This is a genomic window from Sedimentibacter sp. MB31-C6, from assembly GCF_035934735.1.
Classification (GTDB): domain Bacteria; phylum Bacillota; class Clostridia; order Tissierellales; family Sedimentibacteraceae; genus Sedimentibacter.
The window spans coordinates 1657356-1678653 of sequence record NZ_CP142396.1 but is presented as its reverse complement, the minus strand read 5'-3'; the positions used below and the strand labels follow the sequence as shown (position 1 = coordinate 1678653).

The window sequence follows — 21298 nt, the reverse complement described above, 5'->3', positions numbered from 1 at the left end:
AGTGAAAATAACAATTATAGGTCATTGGGGAGGTTTCCCAAAAGTCGGAGAAGCAACCTCAGGATATTTAATTGAGCATAACGATTATAAATTATTATTAGAATGTGGTAGTGGAGTTGTAAGTTCTCTGCAGAAAGTCATTGATTTAGGAGAATTAGATGCTGTTTTAATATCTCATTATCATTATGATCACTGTTGTGATATAGGCCCCCTACAATATGCTAGACAAATTAAAACACAGCTTGGTGAAATTAATAATACTCTTCCTATTTATGCTCCAAATAATGAGTTCTTCAATCTATTAAAATGGGAAAATTATACTAAAGGACTATGTTTTAATGAAAAAAGCATATTAAAATTAGGTCCCTTTGAAATTAGTTTTATTAAAAATGTTCATCCTGTTGAAAGCTACAGCATAAAAATAATATGCGATAATAAAATACTTTCTTTTACATCAGATACTTCATACTTTAATGAATTAAATGAGTTTTTTGTTGATTCAGATATATTAATTTGTGAAAGTAGTTTTTATGCTAATATGGATGGTAAAAAGGCTGGACATTTAAATAGCAAAGAAGCTGGTATGTTAGCAGAAAAGTCAAAAGTAAAAAAACTAATATTAACACATTTACCTCACTTTGGAGACTTAAATAATTTATTAATACAAACAAAAGAGCATTATAAAGGAGAAGTAATACTAGCCGAATATCTTTTAGAAGTTTATTTGTAATATCAAATTGAAATTCAAAGGGAGATTCTTCACCAAGAATCTCCCTTGTTAATTTTTGTAACTACGTAAATATAATGTCTCCAAACATTAATCCACTGTTCTAAATTATAAAATTTTCTAACTTCATCATTACTTTTTGCAGCTGGATCATTAACTACTATATATTCAACATTATCCTTAATTTGAAAACCAATAACAACCATTAAATGACCATGAGGAAATGCTGAATAGGCTCCTTCAAGTTGATTCTTTTCTTGGGAACAAACAGATGCAACAATAGGAATTCCTTTAGCTATAAAATTCTTAACAGTATTAATAGATTTACACCTTTTAGTATATGCCCTCATACCCTGTTCTCCAGCATAAGCAACATTTTGAGGCCAGTTACCATAAAGTTTTGTTCCAGTATCAAAAGTTCCATTTGTCACATCTTCTAAATCAAGAAGCTTTCCATTATATTTTAAAATCATTGTCAATGATGTTGGACTACATATTGAATTGCTGTCCTTATGACCACTGGCAAGTTGAGAAATCATAGGTACATTATCAATTATCTTAAGATAATTTCCAGCTAATGGCTCATCATCTCCACCATCTGTACTAAATGCTAATAAACTGAGCCTAGGATTTTTTCCTCTAAATATAACTTTCAATTGAACTGCATTAGCATATTTGTTGTTTTTTATGAATATTTTATCTGTAGTAGCTTTTACAAAATCATCATCATAATGTTCTTTAATTCCTATATTGTATCCATTTGTTGCCCATATACCATAACTAATATATGGAGTCCAATTACCATCAATTTTAAGTTTTATCAAAATCTCTACTGAATTATCTTTATTAGTTTTTGAATTCCAAGATAAAGTTATTTCTGTAAATTCAGTAGTTTCAATAATTGGAGTTACTAAATAACCTTCTTTGCAACTTTCCTTTAATTCTAAACAGCCATCTTTTTGCATAAGGTTTTTTGTTTCATTTTCAATTAACATATTATTTTCACAAATCCAATCCATAGTTAATATCCCTTTATTTATTTTAAATTACTTTTTATTTCTACTTACTTTATATCCTGAAATTGAAACTATTCCATAAATAGCAACAACCGCTATATCAAATATTAAGTTATAATAAATGTGTAAAGGATTTCCAAAACTAAAGAAAGCAAATGTTCCTAGCAATACAAACAATATTATTTTTGCTATAAAACTAGATCTTTCATATGCTAATTCATATTTGTCGGTATTTGCTGAACTATCTTTTTCTTTTAATAATAGATTATGAATTATTTTTTTTAAACTATTAGAATGCATTAGTAAGCCAAATATAATAACAGGTATTGCAAATTCTAAATTACTTTTTAAAATCGAGCAACCTTGAGTATATACAAATATTCCTGCAACTAATAACGCATAATTCCACCAAGACTTCTGCTGCATTTCCTTTAACTTTTTTTTATTCATAAGATACCTCATATAATTATTTATTAATTTATGATAACATCATTTTATACCTTTTTCAATAAACAAAAAGAACTCTTGATAAAATTTTATTATAATAATATAATAAAGTACATTATGAACTTTATATAAATAGGATGTGGAAATATGTTAGCAATTAGAGGTAGACGCAAATGCACCAACTGTGGAAAAAGGTATAATTGGTATTATGCAAAAAAAGAAGAAGACACTAAAAAGGTAAAATATAAAGGAAAAAACGAAAATGCTAGTGTTGCTTCAAATGTAAAAATTTTATCAGCTAACAGCTGTGAAATAACTGTCTATTGTCCAGAATGTGAATTCGAAGAAAAGTTCATTTACAATGATTAATAAATTAATAGCCGAGGATAGTAAAGCTTACTATCCTTGGCTATTATAAAAGTACATTATCATCATCGAATTCTTTACTCTTAATTTGATTGAATTTGTTAAGTATATCCTGCACCGACATATTCTTTCGTTCTTCACCTTTTATATCTATCACTATTGAGCCTGAATCCATCATTATAGTTCTTGTTCCCATTTCTAGGGCTGAAGATATATTATGTGTTATCATTAATGTTGTAATATTATTTTCTAAAACAATCTTCTTTGTCAAATCTATTACAGATTTTGCACTTAAAGGATCTAAAGCAGCAGTATGCTCATCTAACAATAAAAGTTTTGGCTTAACTAGAGTTGCCATTGCTAATGTTACAGCCTGTCTTTGTCCTCCAGACAATAAACCAATTTTTGTACTCATTCTATCTTCTAATCCAAGTCCAAGTTGAGCTAAATGTTCTCTTATTAACTTTTTTTCCTTTTTTGATGGTATAGCAAGAATATTTTTTTTAACACTTCTCATATACGCTATAATTAAATTTTCTTCAACTGTCATACTTGGAGATGTACCTTTCATCGGATCTTGAAATATGCGACCTATATTATACGCACGTTTATGTTCTGAAAGATATGTTATATCCTCACCATCAAGCTTAATGTTACCTACATCAGTAAAAAATTTGCCTGATATAACATTAAACAAAGTTGATTTACCAGCACCATTACCACCAATTATAGTTACGAATTCGCCTTCTGAAACATTAAGATTCAAATTATCCAAAGCTTTATGTTCATCAGGAGTGTTTTCATTAAATATTTTACTAATAGAAACAACTTCTAACATACCTAAACCCTCTCTTTTCTTAATTTATTAGTTTTCATATTTTTCTTAATGTTCGGTATAGAAAGAGCGATTATTACAACTAATGCCGAAATTAACTTTAAATAAGATGGAGGAAAATTAGTAGTTAATATAAGTGCTATTATAAATCTGTAAATTAAAGAACCAATTATAACAGAAAATAATCCTAATGTATTATTTTTATTTCTTATAAACACACTACCAATTATTATTGAAGCAAAACTTATAACAACCATCCCAGCACCCATATTAACGTCTGCAGACTGTTGCATTTGAGTGACTAATGCTCCAGACAATGCTACAATTGCATTTGAAATTGCAAACCCAACTACTTTAATAAAATCTGTATCAATAGATGATGCTCTGCACATATCCTCATTATCTCCAGTTGCCCTTATAGAAAGACCTAACTGAGTTTTGAAAAATATATTTAATAAAGTAAAGATTATAGCGACAACTATCAACAGTACGGCTATTTTGTATGCCCTGTTATCCACAAATACTTCAACATAAGTAAATACACTCTCTTTATTTAGCAATGGTATATTAGCTTTTCCCCCCATTACCATAAGATTTATTGAATACAATCCAGTCATAGTTAATATTCCAGCTAAAATAGGTTGAATACCCATCTTTGTTTGCAATAATGCTGTTACTATACCAGCAATAGCCCCCACTAAGATAGCTAAAATCAAACCTGTAATTGGCATTCCTTTAAAAGTAAACACTGCTGAAACAGCCGCTCCTAAAACAAAACTGCCATCTACAGTTAAATCTGCCACATTTAATATTCTAAATGATATATATGTTCCAAAAGCAAGTAATGAATAAACTAACCCTAATTCAATTGCTCCTATAATAGACACTAAACTCAACTTAAATTCCTCCATTTATTTGCATTATTCAATAATATGAAATTCTTTAATTAATTCTTCTGAAATTTCTACACCAATTTCCTTTGCTGTTGAAATATTGATTATTTTCGTATATTCATTTAAAGTCTCAACTGGTATATTTGATATTTTTTCGCCATCTATTATTCGTTTTATCATTTCTGACACCTGTCTTCCAAGCACTTTATAGTCAACACCTACTGTAGCAAAACCTCCATCAGCAACTAAGGAATCTGCGCCAGTGTAAACTGGAATATTTGCATTCATTGCTTCTGCTGAAAGAATTGGCATTGCAGATGCAACAGTATTATCAGTTGGAGTGAAAATCGCATCAACTTTTCCAATAAGAGACTGAGCTCCTTGCAATAATTCGCTAGAATTTGTTATCGTTGATTCAACATAATTCAACCCATTTTTATCGCAATATTTCTTTGCTTCTTCAATACTTGAAACAGAATTTATTTCTCCAGTGTTATATATAAAACCGAAAGTTTTTATATCAGGAGTCAATGTTAAAGCTAATTCAAATATTTCTTTTATATCTATAGCATCCGATACACCTGTAATATTTTCATCAGTAATATTAACATCCTTTACCAATCCAGCATCAACTGGATAACTTACTGCTGCAAAAACTATAGGAATATCTTTTGTTGCTGCAGCTGCACTTTGAGCAGGAGCCGTTGCAATAGGAACTATAATATCCATTTCATCGCCAACAAATTGAGATACTATTGTATTAATATTTGATTGGTCACCTTGTGCGTCGTTGTAAGTTATTTCAACTTTATCCTTTAAACCCTGTTCTTCTAAACCAATAATAATATATTCTCTTATTTGATTTAATGATGGATGTTCCACTGGCTGAACAATACCTATTTTTATTTTATCATCACTGTCTTTTGTTGATTCTTCACCTTCTGCCCCTTTTGCCTTTGTACTACATCCAGTTAAAGAAGCTAATAACATTGCTGCTATCATTAAAATTGCAAATAATTTTTTCATTTTTTTCTTCTCCTTTTATTTTCAAATTTTTAGTACAAAAACTCACAGTTTCATTCACAAATATATTTGCTTTTACATCGCATAAACTTAGAATTCGGTGCAGTTGACTTGCTTAGCCATACAAAAAAAACCTGTCCTTAAAAAGGACAGGTTATAACTCCTGCGGTACCACCTTAATTGACTGAAAATCAATCCACTTTAACAAAAATGCCAACACATTTTCTGCCTTGTAACGTAAGCACACGTTTCAGATACTCGGTTTACCCTTTCACCTCACCCTCAGCGATCCATTTGCCATACTGCGTTCTGCAAGGCTCTCATCTATTCCCTGCTCTCTGTAAGTGCACATATTGGTTTAATCTTCGCTTCAACAGTTTCGTTTTTGTATTATTGTTTAGGAGTTTAACATTATTATTTTTATTTGTCAATAGATACTTTTAAATTATTTATTATATCCTTTGCATATTCAATAAGAATTTTCTTATTATTTTCTATTTCCTCATCTATAACCTTGTTTAATAGAACATTTAATATCAATCCAATTTCTTTGCCTTCACGAACTCCAATTTCAATCAAATCTTTGCCAGTAATGTTCATGTTATTTAGACTATAGCATTGATTTTGTTCTATTATATCAACCATTATATTTTCTGTCTCATAAATTTTATTTAATTCTGCTTCATCATCTATATTTAAGCTTTTCATTGCACCTATTTTAATTTTTAACAAATATATTAAATTTTCTTTTCCTAGTTTATTGAGCCATCTCTTAACATTAACATATGTTGGATGTATATTTTTATTATAATTTGTCATTAATATTTCAACTGTCTTTATAGTTGACTTATCATATTTCAATCTTTTTAAAATATAAGGAACACTTGTATTCAATTTTTCTATCTGAATAAACAACATAGTTAATCTCAATACTAAATCATTAGAAACATTTGTCATTAGCTTTAAAGTATACTGCCAAGTTTTTATGTCTATTTCATTTATTTCAGGAATAAATACTGATATTACATCTTTATATTCAATCATTACACTTGTGAAATTTTCTCCTGTTAGGAGTTTATTAAATTCAATTACTATTCGTTCAACAGAAATATTTCTTAAAAGATTTTTGTTCTTATGAATACTTTTTGAAGTGTTTTCTTCTATCATAAAATTTAATGTAGAAGCAAATCTCATGGCTCTAAGTATCCTCAATCCATCTTCATTAAACCTTTTATCAGGTAATCCAACGCATTTTATTTGTTTCAAATTAATATCTTTTATACCATCATTTAAATCAATTAACCCATTTCCATTATATGCCATAGCATTTATTGTAAAATCTCTTCTCTCTAAATCTAATGAAATTTTATCTGTAAATAAAACAGATTCTGGCCTTCTATTATCTCTGTATTCTCCATCTATCCTATATGTCGTAATTTCTAATTGCATATTATTGATAATAACTGTAACAGTACCGTGTTTTAACCCTGTTTCAATTATTCTAAATCCCTTAAAAGAGCTTTTTATTTCCTCTGGAAGTGCTGAAGTTGTTATGTCCCAATCAGAAGGAACCGTCCCAATAATACTGTCTCTAACACAGCCTCCTGCTATATATGCTTCAAATCCATTGTCACACAATATATTTAAAGCTTTTTTAACTTCATTAGGCATATCAATTTTAAAATTCATATTGCTCCTTCACCCCCTTTTATTTAATTATAACTAATATAATTATTTAAGCAAGAAAAAAAGAACTTTTATATATAATAATAGTTCTCAGGCATAATCGCGGGACGCATACAATGCGTCCCCTACAGGTCCGTATTTTCATTGTAGGGTATGCATTGTATGCATACCGAGGGAGACGTGTCATATTATTATTTATTCACATGCAGTACATTTAACACAATCTCTCTGTGATTCCTCCCATAAATCATCTGCTACTGGTGCCCATTTGTTAGCAACATCTAAGCATTTTTCGCTTAATTTGTGTACATCTTCAGGGTTTTTCATGTCAGTTGATTTTGCTTTTGCATTATCAACCATATTTGACAACCTTCCTGGATTATCCAACAACGGGCATGGTCGTAAATGGTTATTATTAAAAGGTTGATTCTTTTTATACTGCATAAACAATGGATTTTTATAAGCTTCAAGCAATGTACTTTCATGGATATTAGTATCAGAATAATGAATAAAGGCACAAGGCTCAATATCTCCATTTGCATTAATGTGCAAATAATTTCGTCCTCCAGCTATACATCCATTAACATACTCTCCATCATTCCAAAAGTCCATTGTAAATATTGGTTTAGTCTTTCTGAACTCTCTAATTTGATGATACATAAATTCACGTTGCTCTGCATTTGCTAACAACTCTGGTACTGCGTCATTTCCAATAGGCATATATGTGAAAAACCATGCGAATTTTGCTCCTTTTTCTATCATATCATCTATATATTCCTCACTGCCGATAATTTCAGAATTTTTGCTAGTATAACAACAAGAAATACCAAACGGTAACTTTTTATTCTTAAGAATATTCATGGCTTTAATAACTGATTTGTAAGTCCCATCACCTCGTCTAAAATCAGTTTCTTCCTCAAATCCTTCTACGCTAATAGCAGGTAAAAAGTTTTTAACTCGCAACATTTCATCTGCAAATTCTTCATCAATTAATGTGGCATTTGTAAAAGCTAAAAAAGCACAATCGTCATGTTTCTCACATAATTTAATAATATCATCCTTACGTACCAAAGGTTCTCCACCAGAGTAAATATACATATAAGTTCCTAATTTTTTACCTTGTTGAATAATGCTATCTAATGTATCTAAATCCATATTCATTTTATTACCATAATCAGCTGCCCAACATCCGGTACAGTGCAAGTTACATGCAGAGGTAGGATCCATTAAAATAGCCCATGGTATATTACAATTATTTTCTTGCCTTGCCCTCTTTTGACGTTGACCACCAATAATAGTAGCATTGACAATAAAGTTTTCAAACATAGTTTTTCTTACATCTTTATCAATATCATCATACAGACTTTTAACTAACTTATACCAGTTGCCATCAGTATCATCTAAAGCTCTTTTTATTGAATTCATTTGTCTTTCTACTACATTATCCTTATCAAATTTATTTACCCAATCTAATATTTTAGGAATATTATTATCAGGGTCTGCATCTAAATAAGCTAAAACTTTTTTAAAACCATAGGATTGCAAATTTTCAATTATGCTTAAATCACTCATAATTTTACACCTCACTAAATACTATATAATTATCTTTATGCTCACATTTTAATATAAATAATAAATATTTTCATTAGACATTTCTATATATTGTCAAAATTTTAGACAAATAAAAATATTGTCTATTTTTTTGACATTTATTAAATTTGTCTATTTTATATTTATTCAATAAGGTTTATATTATAATAAAACAATTCTATTGGAGTAAAAATTATGATGAATCAAGAACTTTTATGTACAGTAATTAAAACTGCAGTAAGAAGTGGATTACGCTATATTAACGATAATCCTAAAAGAGGTGTTAGGAATCTATTAGATTTAGGAGAATATTTTGCTACTGGACATTTTCAAAAAGACTTCTTTAACTTGGCTCATGATATATTAAATAATGATAACAGTTCATATTATACAATCATAGAAAAAACTGTGAAAAATGTTAATCATAATATACTAACTGATTTTGGAATGAATATTGGTTATAGAAGTTGGACTTATGGTGCAAATAGTATTAGAAATTATGAAAAGAGTCATGGATATAATATTCCATGGACAATTGTATTTGATTTTAATGAAGCAATCGAAAATCAACTTACAAATACTGAAGTTTTAAATTTAATTCAACAAGGAAAAAAAATAGGTATATACAGTTATATGTTTATGATAGAAAACAATCATATAAAATTGGATTATCTTTTTCCAATATTAGAACAAAATAAAGACTGTGCTTTTGTTGCATTCCTTAACCCAAAATACTTGAAGCCTAATAATTTATGTAAATTAAAATCATATACCAATATAATGTTATTTATTTTAGATTCAGCAATAATTCCAATTCAAAAAAATTATGACCTTTTATCTACTATAAAGTATTTGCGCAAAAATAAATGTTTATATGGTGTTTATCGATACTATAATTATGAATCTTATAATGAAATTATAAATGGAAATTATATTACAGAGTTAGATAAGATAGATTTACATTTTGCATTTTTAATTAAAGACGAAAATTGTAGTGAAAAGGTTGAAGAAAAAGTAAATTCATATGTTTCTAACTCAAGATTAGGAGGAAATGCACCTGTTATTCTTATGGATTTTTATAATGATATAGCTCATGTCGACAAAAACATATCTGTTGAATCCTGTTTTTTATGTATTAAAAGTAATGGGAAGGTATCAATATCTAATATAAACAATATCACTAGTTACAATACTCGTTCAATAAAATTTGAAGAAATTCTATCTAAAACTATGAAAAAGCAAAGTACAAATTGTGATTAATATAAATCATTTACTAACTTTACAGCAGCTCCAGTTAAAGCTGCTTTTATTAAACTAACAAATTCCTTAGGCGGAATTTTAGCTCCCTCTATTAACCAGCGATAAATAGAAACCCTTATAGCATCAGCAAAAAAAGTAGCATAAAAATCTACATTTTTCTTTTTATTAAAAACGTCGTTTAAATGAACAATTAAAATGGGATGTAATACTTCAACAAAATATTCAGAAAATGAATTTTGACCAGAAACTTTAAATGCATTTGTATAAAACTTCTTATTATCATAAAAATATTCACATATTTTCTCTAAAAACTCCCAAGAAGTCATAGATAAATTATCTTTAACTTTTACAACAAATTCTGTATAGTAAATCCAATTTACTAAATCATATTTGTCCTTAAAATGATAATAAAAACTTTGCCTATTCATATTGCAGCGTTCAACAATGTCTCCTATACTAATTTTCTTCATTGGACGAACAGACATTAATTCCTTCATAGCATCAGCCAATGCTCGTTTAGTTATTTGAGAATCTGACATAATCTTATCACCCCTCTGCTTACAAATAGGTGTATTTACATTTACTCAACACTATATTGTATTCACATCTTAATTAATTAGTATTATATTATATTTTATTAAAATGTCAACAATAATACAGGTTTTTAAAAAAACTAAATCTAACAACTTGAATTAAATACATAATTAAAAAGTACAAAAATTTACTCAATATTACGTAAATTTTTGTACTTTTATTTCCATATATTTTTCATCTTCTATTGAAATTTTATTAAAATATAATGAAAAAATAAATAACATTGGATATATTTGTATTTTTTGTTTGAAATGTAGGATTTTGTGGTATATAATGCAATATAATATATATAATTTAAAGGAGGAAACACTATGTAAAAAAATATGTAAGACAATTGCAATAGAATTATACTAAATATGAGATATTCTCAGGAGGTAGCATAATGAAAAGTTTAAAAGGAAAACTTATATTAATAATTATTACTTTAATCACAATTTCTTCAATACTTACTGTTACTATAGGATTGTTTCAAAGTTTTAACGTTACCAATGATATTATTAATACATTGATTGAGGATAGACTAACAAGTTCTAATAGTATGCTTAAAACATACCTTGAAGAGCAATTTGGTTCACTCAGTTTAAATACTAACGGTGAATTAATTGACGACAAAAATCAGTCTATAGGAGGAAAATTTGAGTATATTGATAAGTTTTCTCAGGATATGGATGTCCTTGCAACTGTTTTTACAAAAAATGATAACAAATTCACTAGAGTATTAACCACTATTAAAGATGACAAAAACGAAAGAGTAATTGGTACTGAATTAGATAGGAATGGACAAGCATATCAAGAAATTTCAAAAGGTAATATGTACTTTGGTGAAGCTGATATATTAGGTTCTAAATATATGACCGGATATACTCCTATGTACGACAATAATAAACAAATAATAGGTGTTTACTTTGTTGGTGTACCCATCGAATCTGTAAATAGTATTTTAAATAAAGGAATGATAGCTACTATCAGATCTGTAGTAATATTAACAATATTTATACTAATTCTTGCAGCTGTTTTTACCATTTTTATCAGTAACGGGATTTCCAAGCCTATCAAAAAAGTTACAGTAGCTGCACAACAAATAGCAGAAGGTAATTTCAATATTGAACTTTCAGTTCAATCAAAAGACGAAGTAGGCCAACTTGCAAATGCCTTTAATCTAACAATTGATAGATTAGTAAATTATCAAGATTATATAGATGAAATTTCTGATGCTTTAAATAATATATCTAAAGGAAATTTAAGAATAGAACTCTATAAAAAATATGAAGGTCAATTCAAAAAACTGAAAGATAGTATGGATGCTCTGATTTCTAATTTAAATTCCACAGTACTACAGATAAACCAATCATCAGAACAGGTGTATAGTGGAGCTGAGCAAGTTTCAGATGCAGCTCAGGCACTATCTCAGGGAGCAACAGAACAAGCAAGTTCTATTGAAGAATTATCTGCATCCATTGCTGAAGTTACAGAACAAGTAAGTAAAAATGCAGAAAATGCAAAAGCAGCACATGAAAAGGCAGAATTTACGGGAAAGGAAATGCATGACAGTAATAATCAGATGAATCAAATGGTAGAAGCTATGAATAAAATTACCTTAAAATCTTCTGAAATTTCAAAAATTAACAAAATTATTGAAGATATAGCATTCCAAACAAATATTCTTGCATTAAATGCTGCAGTAGAAGCTGCTCGTGCAGGTACAGCTGGAAAAGGCTTTGCAGTTGTAGCTGATGAAGTTAGAAGCCTTGCTGGAAAATCAGCTGAAGCAGCAAAAAATACTACTGTTTTAATAGAAGAAACAATTAAAGCTGTTGAAAACGGATCTCAAATTGCTGACAAAACAGCTAGCTCTTTAGATAAGAGTGCCAAAGTAACTATGGAATCTGTTTCATTAATTAATGAAATTGCAGAAGCTTCGCAAGAACAAACTGCAGCAATTGTTCAAATAAACCAAGGAATAGAACAAATTTCATCAGTTGTTCAAACAAATGCCGCTACTGCTGAGGAAAGTGCAGCTGCAAGCGAAGAGTTATCTGGTCAATCTAATATTTTAAAAGAACTTATTTCTAAATTTAATCTTATAGAATCTGAATAATAAAAAAGCGAGGGTCTTGAATTTTACATTCAAAACCCTCACTATAAATACTAGGACTTTAATCCTGTACACCTTTTTAATATTTGGCGGAGAATGAGGGATTCGAACCCTCGATACGGTTCCCCGTATACACGCTTTCCAGGCGTGCTCCTTCAACCACTCGGACAACTCTCCTATGTGCTTTACAGCAAAGATTATTATAACCCTTATTATCAATAAATGTCAACTAATTTTCAAACTTTTCATATAACCAATAATATACAACAACTATCTTTTTAACTAAAATAATTCATTGTTTAACACAATTACATTATTTATCTATGAGTGCCAAAGAAAAACAATGCAATTGCTCCTTGTCCTGTATGAGAGCCTATAACTGGACCCATGTAATTCAATATTACATCTTTTACATGTAGTTTATCTTTAATGATATTTGCTAAGTAGTCAACATCATCAAAACAATCTGCATGGCTTATAAATATAACTTGTTCTTCTGGATTTGTACATGTTTCAACCATATGCTCTAACAATTCATGAATTGATTTTTTTCTTCCCCTAATGTTTGCTACTGGAATTAAATGACCATCATCATCTACATGTATAATAGGCTTTACATTAAGAGCAGATCCTAATGTAGCTGTTACTGCACTAATTCTTCCACCACGTTTCAAATGATTCAAATCATCTACTGTAACCCAATGGCATAACTTTAATCTGTTATCCACGACCCATTGATAAAGCTGTTCTATATCTAAACCTTCTTCTTTCTTTTTAACTGCTGAATACACTAATAGCCCTTCTCCCATAGATGCAGCTTTAGTATCAACGCATAAAATTTTTGAGCCTTTATATTTCTCCATTAATTGTTCTGCTGCTAATAGGGAAGATTCATATGTACCACTTAATCCTGAGGAAAATCCTATATATAATATATCGTCTCCTCTTTTTAAGATAGGCTCAAAATATTCTATAAAAGTCATTGAATTAATAAGTGTTGTTGTTGATCTCTCACCATTTTTAATTCTTTCATAAAATTCAAGTATACCCAACTCCCTATGATCGGAATAATTAAGATAAGTTTCATTATCAAAACCAAATGTCATAGGTATTACCTCTATACCTAATTCTTCCACCATATATGCTGGAAGATCTGTTGTTGACTCAGTAAAAATTACATAATTCTTCATTTTACTATACCCCTGTTTATTATTTAGATTTATTTTGCTAAATTTATTTATGCGACATATTAAAACATACTTATTCATTTTTAATATTACCATAATGCAAATTTCATTACAATAGAAATATATTTACTTATACATGAATTTAGTATTTTTCATTTAAAAAGAGTTGCTTCGCAACGCCGCTAGGGGGACCTATGTCCCCCTTCGGCGTAAAAATGCTTTATTAAAGCATTTTTACTGAGCACCCCCCTTAACGGCAAGGACGTTCCGTCCTTTGCAATCCTCGTTTTTTATTATATAGGAAAGAAGAACTTTCCTATATAATAAAAAAGCTCCCCACCTACAACGGTGGAGAGACATCTTTTTGACTTGTTATATTTTTTTTACATTCATGGCTCTCATTGAATTTAATATAGCTATTACAGCTACTCCAACATCTGCAAAAACTGCTTGCCACATAGATGTTAATCCAAAAGCACCTAAAGCAAGAAATACAATTTTAATCCCTATAGCAAATATAATATTTTCCCATACAATCTTGTTAGTTCTTTTTGCTATCTTAATAGACATTGCTATCTTAGAAGGTTCGTCTGTCATTATTACAATATCAGCTGCTTCAATAGCTGCATCAGAGCCCAAACCTCCCATAGCCATTCCAATATCTGCCCTTGCCAATACAGGAGCATCATTAATACCGTCTCCTACAAAAACTAACTTTCCTTTAGGAGATTTCACACTATTTATTTCTTCAAGCTTTTCAACTTTATCAGCAGGCAAAAGTTCTGAATATACTTCATCTATCCCAAGCTCTTTTCCAACCTTATTCCCGACAGTTTTCAAATCTCCAGTAAGCATCACCGTTTTACTGACACCAATATTTTTTAATTCTTTAACTGCTAACTTTGAATCTTCCTTAACTTCATCGGAAATTATAATACAACCTGCATATATCCCATCCTGTGATATATGCACAACTGTACCAATAGAATCAGTTTTGCTATAATCAATATTCTCTTCAATCATTAATTTTACATTTCCAGCTAGTATTTCTTTGCCATCAACTTTAACTTTAATACCATATCCAGTTAACTCATCATAATCTTCAATTATACTTCTATCTATTTCTTTGCCATATGCTTTTAAAATCGACGTTGCTATAGGATGGTTAGAGAAACTTTCCGCATATGCAGCAATCTCTAACAATCTTTCCCTTGTGAATTCATTTTGCATTATAATATCAGTTACATTAAAAACACCCTTTGTTAATGTTCCTGTTTTATCAAATACAACTGTATCAACATTATTTAATGCTTCTAAATAATTACTTCCTTTAACTAAAATTCCTCGTTTCGATGCTCCTCCTATACCACCAAAAAATCCTAATGGAATTGAAATAACGAGTGCACAAGGACATGATATTACTAGGAAAATCAAAGCTCTGTAACCCCAATCAGAAAATGCTGCATCCTTAATTACTAATGGTGGTAATACTGCTAATAAAAGCGCAGTAATAACAACAACTGGTGTATAATACCTTGCAAACTTTGTAATAAATTTTTCTGTTGGAGCTTTTTTACTGCTAGCATTTTCAACTAAATCTAAAATCTTAGCTACAGTTGATTCACCAAATTCTTTTGTAACACTAATAGTTAAAACGCCATTTTTATTTATAAATCCGCTAAGTACATCATTGCTTGTCCCAACTTCCCTTGGTACTGACTCTCCTGTTAATGAAGATGTATCAACCATTGAATTTCCTTCTATAATTACACCATCTAGTGGTATTTTTTCTCCAGGCTTTACAATTACAATATCTTTAATTTTAACCTCTTCTGGAGAAACTTGCTTTATCTCATCACCAATTTTAAGATTTGCATAATCAGGTCGTATATCCATCAAATCACTTATTGATTTTCTAGAACGATCTACAGCTAAATCTTGGAATAATTCACCTATTTGATAAAATAACATTACTGCTATTCCCTCAGGATATTCTCCTATAACAAATGCACCAATTGTAGCAATACTCATCAAAAAATTTTCATCAAAAACTTGCCCCTTCAATATATTTTTCAATGCTCTTAATAGAACTTCTTCACCTATTACAAGATATCCAACAAAAAATATAGAAAATGTTGCCCATTCAGGTAATTTCAAAATTAACCCTGCTGCAAATAATACAGCACTTATTATTATTTTAATTAAATTTTTTTTATTTTCATCATCCTCATTTTTATCTACTTTTTTCTTTGTTTCATTAGATTTATCAATGGTTACTACTTTTACATCTGGTTCAATTTTAGTAACTATTTTTTTGACTTCATCAATAATATTATTTACATCATCCTCATTCGTTTCTAACACTAATTTTTTTGATACAAAATCAATTGTTGCATTATTTATATTTTCAAGTGCATTAATTTGATTTTCCATCTTTGCTGCACAACTTGCGCACCCTAACTTCTCTAAAATGAATTCTTTTTTTATACTATCCATCTTTATAGCCTCCTAATGCTTCCCTAAAACATGGTTTAACCCTTGATCAAAGATATGCTTCACATGGTCATCATCTAATGAATAGTAAACCACTTTTCCTTCTCTTCTAAATTTGACTATTCTTGCTTGTTTTAAAACTCGTAGCTGATGAGATATTGCAGACTGAGTCATATTCAACAGTGCTGCTATATCACAAACACACATTTCTGATGCAAATAAAGCATATGTTATTTTAATTCTTGTTTTATCTCCAAAAACCTTAAAAATTTCAGCCAAATCATATAAAACTTCTTCATCCGGCATGTTATCGCTAACTTTCCGTACAATATCATCATGTATAATTGTACAATCACAATTTTCAATATTCATTTTATTATTCATAATTCACCTTTCTATCTTTGAACGTATGAGCAATGGTTCATATGTTTAATTATATAGTAACACTTAAGATATTAACTGTCAATACTTTTAATATCTTATAAAAGTAAAATTACCAAAATAACTAGTTGCACATATAGACATAAATGATTAAAACTCAATAAGCTGGGTATCATTACAATATAGTTTTAAAATTAAATATAACTTATGTGTATAAATAATGGAGGAGGAATTATGATTAAAATAGCAATAATTATAGGTAGCACGCGACCTGGACGTATTGGAGAATCAGTTGGAAAGTGGGTTTATAATCTTTCAAAAAATAGAAAAGATGCAGAGTTTGAATTAATTGATGTTGCAGATTACAATTTACCACTTTATGATGAACCATTACCAGCGGGAATGCAACAGTATTCTAAAAATCATACTAAAATATGGTCATCTAAAATTAATGAATTTGATGGTTACATATTTGTAACTGCAGAATATAATCATAGTGTTCCTGGAGCATTAAAAAATGCAATTGATTTTTTAGCTGCTGAGTGGAATAACAAAGCAGCTGGTTTCGTTAGTTATGGTAGTGCTGGTGGAGCTCGTGCTGTAGAACATTTAAGACAAATAGCAGGAGAACTTCAAATGGCGGATGTTCGTGCTCAAGTTATGCTGTCACTATTCACTGATTTTGTGAATATGAGCGAATTCAAACCTGACCCTAGACACGAAGAAGAAATAAGTATATTACTTGAACAAGTTATATCTTGGAGTAATGCCTTGAAAACTGTACGAAGTAAATAATAAAGTTATTTGAAAATTCCTATTTATTCTTCATATAATCTTCATAATATTTGGTTAAAATATGTAATATAAATATAAACTTAGGAGGATATTTTGAATAAATTAAAAAAAATTTACAATAACTTTATTAAAAAACTCGCAGAAGAAAATAATAAATCTTTTGGAAATGAAAAATTAGATTGTTGTGGATTAAACAGAAATGATGACAATACTAAAAAAAATAAAAATTAATAATTTAATAAAATAAGCACTTAATATTTTCAATTTAAAAATATTGAGTGCTTTTATTATTTACCCATTATATAATTTATTTACTCAGCAACTAAATCTTTAATTACTTCACTAGCTATAATAAGTCCTGCCACAGATGGTACGAAGGAAACACTACCAGGAATTGCTCTTTTATCTGTACATTTTCTAGTTGTTCCTGGTGGACATACACAATTAGTTTTACAACTAGGATTCATATTATCATTTGGTTTTAATGGTTGCTCTTTTGAATAAACAACCTTTAATTTTTTTATCCCTCGTTTTTTTAGTTCTTGTCTCATTACCCTAGCTAAAGGACAAACTGAAGTTTTATATATATCTGCAACTTCTAATTGTGTTGGATTTAACTTATTACCTGCACCCATGCTACTTATAATAGGTATATTATTAGTTTTAGATCTCATTATCAATTCTATTTTAGCCGTTACTGTATCTATAGCATCAACAATATAATCGTATTTAGTCAAATCGTAATCATCTGCATTTTCAGGCATATAAAAACATGCATTTGTGATAACTTCAGCATTTGGATTTATATCTAATATTCTTTCAGCCATAACTTCAACTTTTTTTCTTCCAATAGTTTTTCTTGTAGCAATTAGTTGTCTATTTATATTCGTTAGACATACTTTATCATCATCAAATAAAACAAATTTGCCTATACCACTTCTAACTAAAGCCTCTGTAACATAAGAACCAACACCACCAATGCCAAATATTGCAACAGTAGATTCTTTTAGCTTTTTCATGGCTTCTTCGCCTAATAATAGTTGTGTCCTTGAAAATTCATTTTGCATAAAACCTTTCCTTTCGAATATTTTTAAGTTTATAATTTATATTAGTATTCACCATAAACTTAAAATTAATTTAATATTATAATAACACCCAAGTATGTTCTTAACAATACCTGGGTGTTACTTTTTTTTATTAAACTTTAATTAGTCTATTGCTATAACTGCTCCTTCATAAGTATCAGCAATAAATTGTTTTATTTCTCCACTTTTTAAAACTTCTACTAATGCTTTAATATCTTCTCTATCTTCATCTCCTGATTTCACACATAATATATTTGCATATGTTTGTGCAGCTTCTGAATCTTGTTCTTCTTTAGCCACAGCATCTTCTACTTTAAGTCCTGCAGAAATAGCATAATTTCCATTTAATACTACAAAATCTACTTCTTCTATAACTCTTGAAACTTGTGCAGCTTTCAATTCTACGATTTCAATATTGTAAGGATTTTCAATGATATCATTTTTGGTAGCTAATAGTCCTGCACCTTCTTTAATTTTAATTAACCCATTCGTTTCTAACAACAATAGAGCCCTTGCTTCATTTGTAGTATCATTAGGAACAGCTATTGAAGCGCCCTCAGATATATTGGTTAAGTCTGTGGATGTTCCTGCATATATTGCAAGAGGTTCATAGTGTATTGGAGCAACAGATACTATTTCAGTTCCATTTCCTGCATTAAAGTCATCTAAGTATGGCTTGTGCTGGAAAAAGTTTGCGTCTAATTCTCCACTATCCACAACTAAATTTGGTTGTACATAATCAGAATATTCAACTATTTCTAACTCATATCCTTGTTCAGCTAAAAGTGATTTAGCTTGAGCTAATATTTCTGCATGTGGTGTAGGTGAAGCCGCAACTTTTATAGTACCACCATTACTTGTTTCTTCAGTTGAATTATCCTTATCAGGTGTTTCTTCAACTGGAGTATCTTTTTCTGGTGTTTCTTCATTACCTTGACAAGCTACTAATATTCCTAACGATAATATAACTACTAATCCTATTATTAATATTTTACTAAACTTTTTCATATCATTTTCTCCTTTAATTTTAATCCTAAATTATTTACAACATTCATATGTTTATCTAATATTTCTTTTATCTGTTTTAATTGCAATTTGAGTACCTATAATTTGTAATAGTTGCATAATAATAATCAATAATACAACTGTTATAATCATAACATCAGCTTTATATCTTTCATATCCATACCTAATAGCAATATCACCTAGTCCTCCACCACCAACAGCACCTGCCATTGCTGAATAACCTATTATTGTACCTGCTGCAATAACAGCATTTACTATCAAAGATGTTTTTGCTTCCGGTATTAGCACTTTAAATATAATTTCTGAAATTGAAGCACCCATACTTTGTGCTGCTTCAACAACTCCATGATCAACCTCTTGCAATGAGGATTCTATTAATCTTGCTATAAAAGGTATTGCAGCAATTACAAGAGGTACTATTGTTGCAGTAGCACCATAGCTTTTGCCAGCTATTAATTTTGTAATTGGTATTACCAAAAGTATTAATATAATAAAAGGTATTGAACGACCAATGTTAACTATAAAATCTAATACTCTATTAATTGAAACCAAAGGATACAACCCGTCCTTCTTTGTTACAACTAAAGCAATCCCTAAAGGAAAAGCAAACAAATATGCAAAAATAGTAGAGAAGGATGTCATATATAATGTGTCAATGGTGCCAGTTATTATTTCATTTATTATTCCATCAGTTAACATAATCTATCAACTCCTCAACTATAACTTTTTTATCTTTTAAAAAATTTATAATTTTATCTGCTAGAAAGTCATCTTCAGGTAACTGCAACACCATTTGTCCAAAGGCTTTACCTTTAATATCCTTAGTATCGGCAAATAAAATATTTACTTGAGCTCTACATTCTAGTACCATATTAGCTATAACTGGTTCAAATGAAGATTTACCATCAAATACTATACGTATACATCTCTTTCCTTTCATTTCCACAACTGCAGAATTACTATGGTATACTAGTTTTTTAGCGGCATCTGTCTTTGGGTTTGAAAAAACACTTTCTACTAATCCCTCTTCTGCTAAATAACCATTATCAATAATTGCCACATAATCACATATTTCTTCAACTACTGACATTTCATGAGTAATTATAATTATTGTAATTCCTAATTTTTTATTTATATCCTTCAATAAGGAAAGAATTGAACGGGTAGTAGTAGGGTCTAATGCACTTGTTGCTTCATCACAAAGTAAGATTTTTGGATTAGTAGCAAGGGCTCTAGCGATTGCCACTCTTTGCTTTTGTCCACCACTAAGCTGCGATGGATATGCCTTTCTTTTATCTAAAAGTCCAACTATTTCTAATAATTCTTTTGCTCTTTTTCTTCCTTCTTTTTTATTTACACCACTTATTTCTAGAGGAAAACAAATATTATCCTCTACAGTTCTTTGCATCAACAAATTAAATTGTTGAAAAATCATTCCTATTTCTTGTCTTACATTTCTTAATTTCTTATCATTTAATACTGATAAATCCTCATTTTCTATTATTACAGTACCTTTTGTAGGCTTTTCCAAAAAATTTATACATCTTACCAAAGTACTTTTTCCTGCACCACTCATACCTATTATCCCATAAATATCACCTTTGTTAATATTAATGTTGATTCCTGAAAGAGCAGTTACAGTATTACCTTGGCTTATGTATTCTTTTCCTAAATCTTTTATTTGTATTAATGGAGTAATAATCCCCACCTCCTTAATTTGTATATGTTGAAGCTGATTCCCTTCCTCTTTGTCTTGGTGGGTAAATAAATTTTACCTTGTTTCCAAACAATATCATATA

Annotated in this window: 21 protein-coding genes and 1 tRNA gene; 6 read left to right on the top strand and 16 right to left on the bottom strand. The window is 29.4% G+C overall.

Annotated elements, in window-relative coordinates:
• Position 1: 1 nt before the first annotated feature.
• Entirely contained in the window at positions 2-730 is a 729-nt protein-coding gene (locus tag U8307_RS08015; protein ID WP_326906793.1) for an MBL fold metallo-hydrolase, read from the top strand.
• Between the two features lie 29 nt (positions 731-759).
• On the opposite strand, the gene U8307_RS08010 is transcribed toward U8307_RS08015, so the two are convergent.
• Both U8307_RS08010 and U8307_RS08005 read right to left on the bottom strand, forming a co-directional pair.
• Complete coding sequence (locus tag U8307_RS08010; RefSeq protein WP_326906791.1) at positions 760-1746, bottom strand: C39 family peptidase; 987 nt, start codon at positions 1744-1746, stop codon at positions 760-762.
• A 27-nt stretch (positions 1747-1773) separates the two neighbouring features.
• Positions 1774-2193, bottom strand: a complete 420-nt coding sequence (locus tag U8307_RS08005; RefSeq protein ID WP_326906789.1) for a hypothetical protein — start codon at positions 2191-2193, stop codon at positions 1774-1776.
• Positions 2194-2337: 144 nt separating this feature from the next.
• Here U8307_RS08005 and U8307_RS08000 point away from each other — a divergent pair, with 144 nt between their 5' ends.
• Positions 2338-2559, top strand: coding sequence for a hypothetical protein (locus U8307_RS08000; RefSeq protein WP_326906787.1), 222 nt, complete (start codon positions 2338-2340; stop codon positions 2557-2559).
• 43 nt (positions 2560-2602) lie between these two features.
• Here U8307_RS08000 and U8307_RS07995 read toward each other — a convergent pair whose 3' ends face one another.
• The 5 genes from U8307_RS07995 to U8307_RS07975 form a co-directional block, all read right to left on the bottom strand.
• Positions 2603-3394: an ABC transporter ATP-binding protein gene (locus tag U8307_RS07995; protein ID WP_326906786.1), complete on the bottom strand. Its 792-nt coding sequence runs from the start codon at positions 3392-3394 to the stop codon at positions 2603-2605.
• Positions 3395-3396: 2 nt separating this feature from the next.
• Complete coding sequence (locus U8307_RS07990; protein ID WP_326911573.1) at positions 3397-4278, bottom strand: ABC transporter permease; 882 nt, start codon at positions 4276-4278, stop codon at positions 3397-3399.
• Positions 4279-4311: 33 nt separating this feature from the next.
• Positions 4312-5310, bottom strand: coding sequence for an ABC transporter substrate-binding protein (locus tag U8307_RS07985; RefSeq protein WP_326906784.1), 999 nt, complete (start codon positions 5308-5310; stop codon positions 4312-4314).
• A 417-nt stretch (positions 5311-5727) separates the two neighbouring features.
• The gene (locus U8307_RS07980) at positions 5728-6996 is read right to left on the bottom strand and encodes a CCA tRNA nucleotidyltransferase (protein ID WP_326906782.1); all 1269 of its coding nucleotides are present in this window, start codon (positions 6994-6996) and stop codon (positions 5728-5730) included.
• A gap of 192 nt (positions 6997-7188) precedes the next feature.
• Complete coding sequence (locus tag U8307_RS07975) at positions 7189-8565, bottom strand: radical SAM protein (RefSeq protein ID WP_326906780.1); 1377 nt, start codon at positions 8563-8565, stop codon at positions 7189-7191.
• A 213-nt stretch (positions 8566-8778) separates the two neighbouring features.
• Here U8307_RS07975 and U8307_RS07970 point away from each other — a divergent pair, with 213 nt between their 5' ends.
• Positions 8779-9843 carry a hypothetical protein gene (locus U8307_RS07970; RefSeq protein ID WP_326906779.1) on the top strand — a complete coding sequence of 355 codons (1065 nt, stop codon included), beginning with the start codon at positions 8779-8781 and terminating at the stop codon, positions 9841-9843.
• Here U8307_RS07970 and dhaS read toward each other — a convergent pair.
• Positions 9840-10382 carry a dihydroxyacetone kinase transcriptional activator DhaS gene (gene dhaS / locus U8307_RS07965; RefSeq protein WP_326906777.1) on the bottom strand — a complete coding sequence of 181 codons (543 nt, stop codon included), beginning with the start codon at positions 10380-10382 and terminating at the stop codon, positions 9840-9842. The genes U8307_RS07970 and dhaS overlap by 4 nt on opposite strands.
• A gap of 437 nt (positions 10383-10819) precedes the next feature.
• Between dhaS and U8307_RS07960 the strand changes: the two genes are divergently transcribed.
• Positions 10820-12535, top strand: a complete 1716-nt coding sequence (locus tag U8307_RS07960) for a methyl-accepting chemotaxis protein (RefSeq protein WP_326906775.1) — start codon at positions 10820-10822, stop codon at positions 12533-12535.
• Between the two features lie 84 nt (positions 12536-12619).
• Here U8307_RS07960 and U8307_RS07955 read toward each other — a convergent pair.
• The 4 genes from U8307_RS07955 to U8307_RS07940 all read right to left on the bottom strand — a co-directional run bounded on the left by U8307_RS07955 (position 12620) and on the right by U8307_RS07940 (position 16596).
• A tRNA-Ser gene (locus tag U8307_RS07955) sits at positions 12620-12709 on the bottom strand.
• Between the two features lie 140 nt (positions 12710-12849).
• Positions 12850-13722, bottom strand: coding sequence for a DegV family protein (locus U8307_RS07950; protein WP_326906773.1), 873 nt, complete (start codon positions 13720-13722; stop codon positions 12850-12852).
• A gap of 369 nt (positions 13723-14091) precedes the next feature.
• On the bottom strand, positions 14092-16215 hold the full coding sequence (locus U8307_RS07945) for a heavy metal translocating P-type ATPase (RefSeq protein WP_326906771.1): 2124 nt from the start codon (positions 16213-16215) through the stop codon (positions 14092-14094).
• Positions 16216-16227: 12 nt separating this feature from the next.
• The gene (locus tag U8307_RS07940) at positions 16228-16596 is read right to left on the bottom strand and encodes an ArsR/SmtB family transcription factor (protein WP_326906769.1); all 369 of its coding nucleotides are present in this window, start codon (positions 16594-16596) and stop codon (positions 16228-16230) included.
• A 231-nt stretch (positions 16597-16827) separates the two neighbouring features.
• On the opposite strand from U8307_RS07940, the gene U8307_RS07935 reads away from it, so the two are divergent.
• Together U8307_RS07935 and U8307_RS07930 are read left to right on the top strand one after the other, a co-directional pair.
• The gene (locus U8307_RS07935; protein WP_326906767.1) at positions 16828-17388 is read left to right on the top strand and encodes an NADPH-dependent FMN reductase; all 561 of its coding nucleotides are present in this window, start codon (positions 16828-16830) and stop codon (positions 17386-17388) included.
• A gap of 93 nt (positions 17389-17481) precedes the next feature.
• Positions 17482-17619 carry an LDCC motif putative metal-binding protein gene (locus U8307_RS07930; protein ID WP_326906765.1) on the top strand — a complete coding sequence of 46 codons (138 nt, stop codon included), beginning with the start codon at positions 17482-17484 and terminating at the stop codon, positions 17617-17619.
• Between the two features lie 80 nt (positions 17620-17699).
• On the opposite strand, the gene U8307_RS07925 is transcribed toward U8307_RS07930, so the two are convergent.
• From U8307_RS07925 to U8307_RS07910, 4 genes are all read right to left on the bottom strand, one after another.
• Positions 17700-18455, bottom strand: coding sequence for a tRNA threonylcarbamoyladenosine dehydratase (locus tag U8307_RS07925; RefSeq protein WP_326906763.1), 756 nt, complete (start codon positions 18453-18455; stop codon positions 17700-17702).
• 141 nt (positions 18456-18596) lie between these two features.
• Complete coding sequence (locus U8307_RS07920) at positions 18597-19481, bottom strand: MetQ/NlpA family ABC transporter substrate-binding protein (protein WP_326906761.1); 885 nt, start codon at positions 19479-19481, stop codon at positions 18597-18599.
• 51 nt (positions 19482-19532) lie between these two features.
• Positions 19533-20198, bottom strand: a complete 666-nt coding sequence (locus U8307_RS07915) for a methionine ABC transporter permease (protein WP_326906759.1) — start codon at positions 20196-20198, stop codon at positions 19533-19535.
• Positions 20188-21198: a methionine ABC transporter ATP-binding protein gene (locus U8307_RS07910; RefSeq protein WP_326911571.1), complete on the bottom strand. Its 1011-nt coding sequence runs from the start codon at positions 21196-21198 to the stop codon at positions 20188-20190. The genes U8307_RS07915 and U8307_RS07910 overlap by 11 nt, the downstream gene beginning before the upstream one ends.
• Between the last annotated feature and the right edge of the window lie 100 nt (positions 21199-21298).

What these genes read in the sequence shown, in the direction of transcription:
- U8307_RS08010 (WP_326906791.1), bottom strand. Translation starts at nt 1,746, where the DNA reads ATGGATTGGATTTGTGAAAATAATATGTTAATTGAAAATGAAACAAAA.
- U8307_RS08005 (WP_326906789.1), bottom strand. Translation starts at nt 2,193, where the DNA reads ATGAATAAAAAAAAGTTAAAGGAAATGCAGCAGAAGTCTTGGTGGAAT.
- U8307_RS08000 (WP_326906787.1), top strand. Translation starts at nt 2,338, where the DNA reads ATGTTAGCAATTAGAGGTAGACGCAAATGCACCAACTGTGGAAAAAGG.
- U8307_RS07995 (WP_326906786.1), bottom strand. Translation starts at nt 3,394, where the DNA reads ATGTTAGAAGTTGTTTCTATTAGTAAAATATTTAATGAAAACACTCCT.
- U8307_RS07985 (WP_326906784.1), bottom strand. Translation starts at nt 5,310, where the DNA reads ATGAAAAAATTATTTGCAATTTTAATGATAGCAGCAATGTTATTAGCT.
- U8307_RS07980 (WP_326906782.1), bottom strand. Translation starts at nt 6,996, where the DNA reads ATGAATTTTAAAATTGATATGCCTAATGAAGTTAAAAAAGCTTTAAAT.
- U8307_RS07975 (WP_326906780.1), bottom strand. Translation starts at nt 8,565, where the DNA reads ATGAGTGATTTAAGCATAATTGAAAATTTGCAATCCTATGGTTTTAAA.
- U8307_RS07970 (WP_326906779.1), top strand. Translation starts at nt 8,779, where the DNA reads ATGATGAATCAAGAACTTTTATGTACAGTAATTAAAACTGCAGTAAGA.
- dhaS (WP_326906777.1), bottom strand. Translation starts at nt 10,382, where the DNA reads ATGTCAGATTCTCAAATAACTAAACGAGCATTGGCTGATGCTATGAAG.
- U8307_RS07960 (WP_326906775.1), top strand. Translation starts at nt 10,820, where the DNA reads ATGAAAAGTTTAAAAGGAAAACTTATATTAATAATTATTACTTTAATC.
- U8307_RS07950 (WP_326906773.1), bottom strand. Translation starts at nt 13,722, where the DNA reads ATGAAGAATTATGTAATTTTTACTGAGTCAACAACAGATCTTCCAGCA.
- U8307_RS07945 (WP_326906771.1), bottom strand. Translation starts at nt 16,215, where the DNA reads ATGGATAGTATAAAAAAAGAATTCATTTTAGAGAAGTTAGGGTGCGCA.
- U8307_RS07940 (WP_326906769.1), bottom strand. Translation starts at nt 16,596, where the DNA reads ATGAATAATAAAATGAATATTGAAAATTGTGATTGTACAATTATACAT.
- U8307_RS07935 (WP_326906767.1), top strand. Translation starts at nt 16,828, where the DNA reads ATGATTAAAATAGCAATAATTATAGGTAGCACGCGACCTGGACGTATT.
- U8307_RS07925 (WP_326906763.1), bottom strand. Translation starts at nt 18,455, where the DNA reads ATGCAAAATGAATTTTCAAGGACACAACTATTATTAGGCGAAGAAGCC.
- U8307_RS07920 (WP_326906761.1), bottom strand. Translation starts at nt 19,481, where the DNA reads ATGAAAAAGTTTAGTAAAATATTAATAATAGGATTAGTAGTTATATTA.
- U8307_RS07915 (WP_326906759.1), bottom strand. Translation starts at nt 20,198, where the DNA reads ATGTTAACTGATGGAATAATAAATGAAATAATAACTGGCACCATTGAC.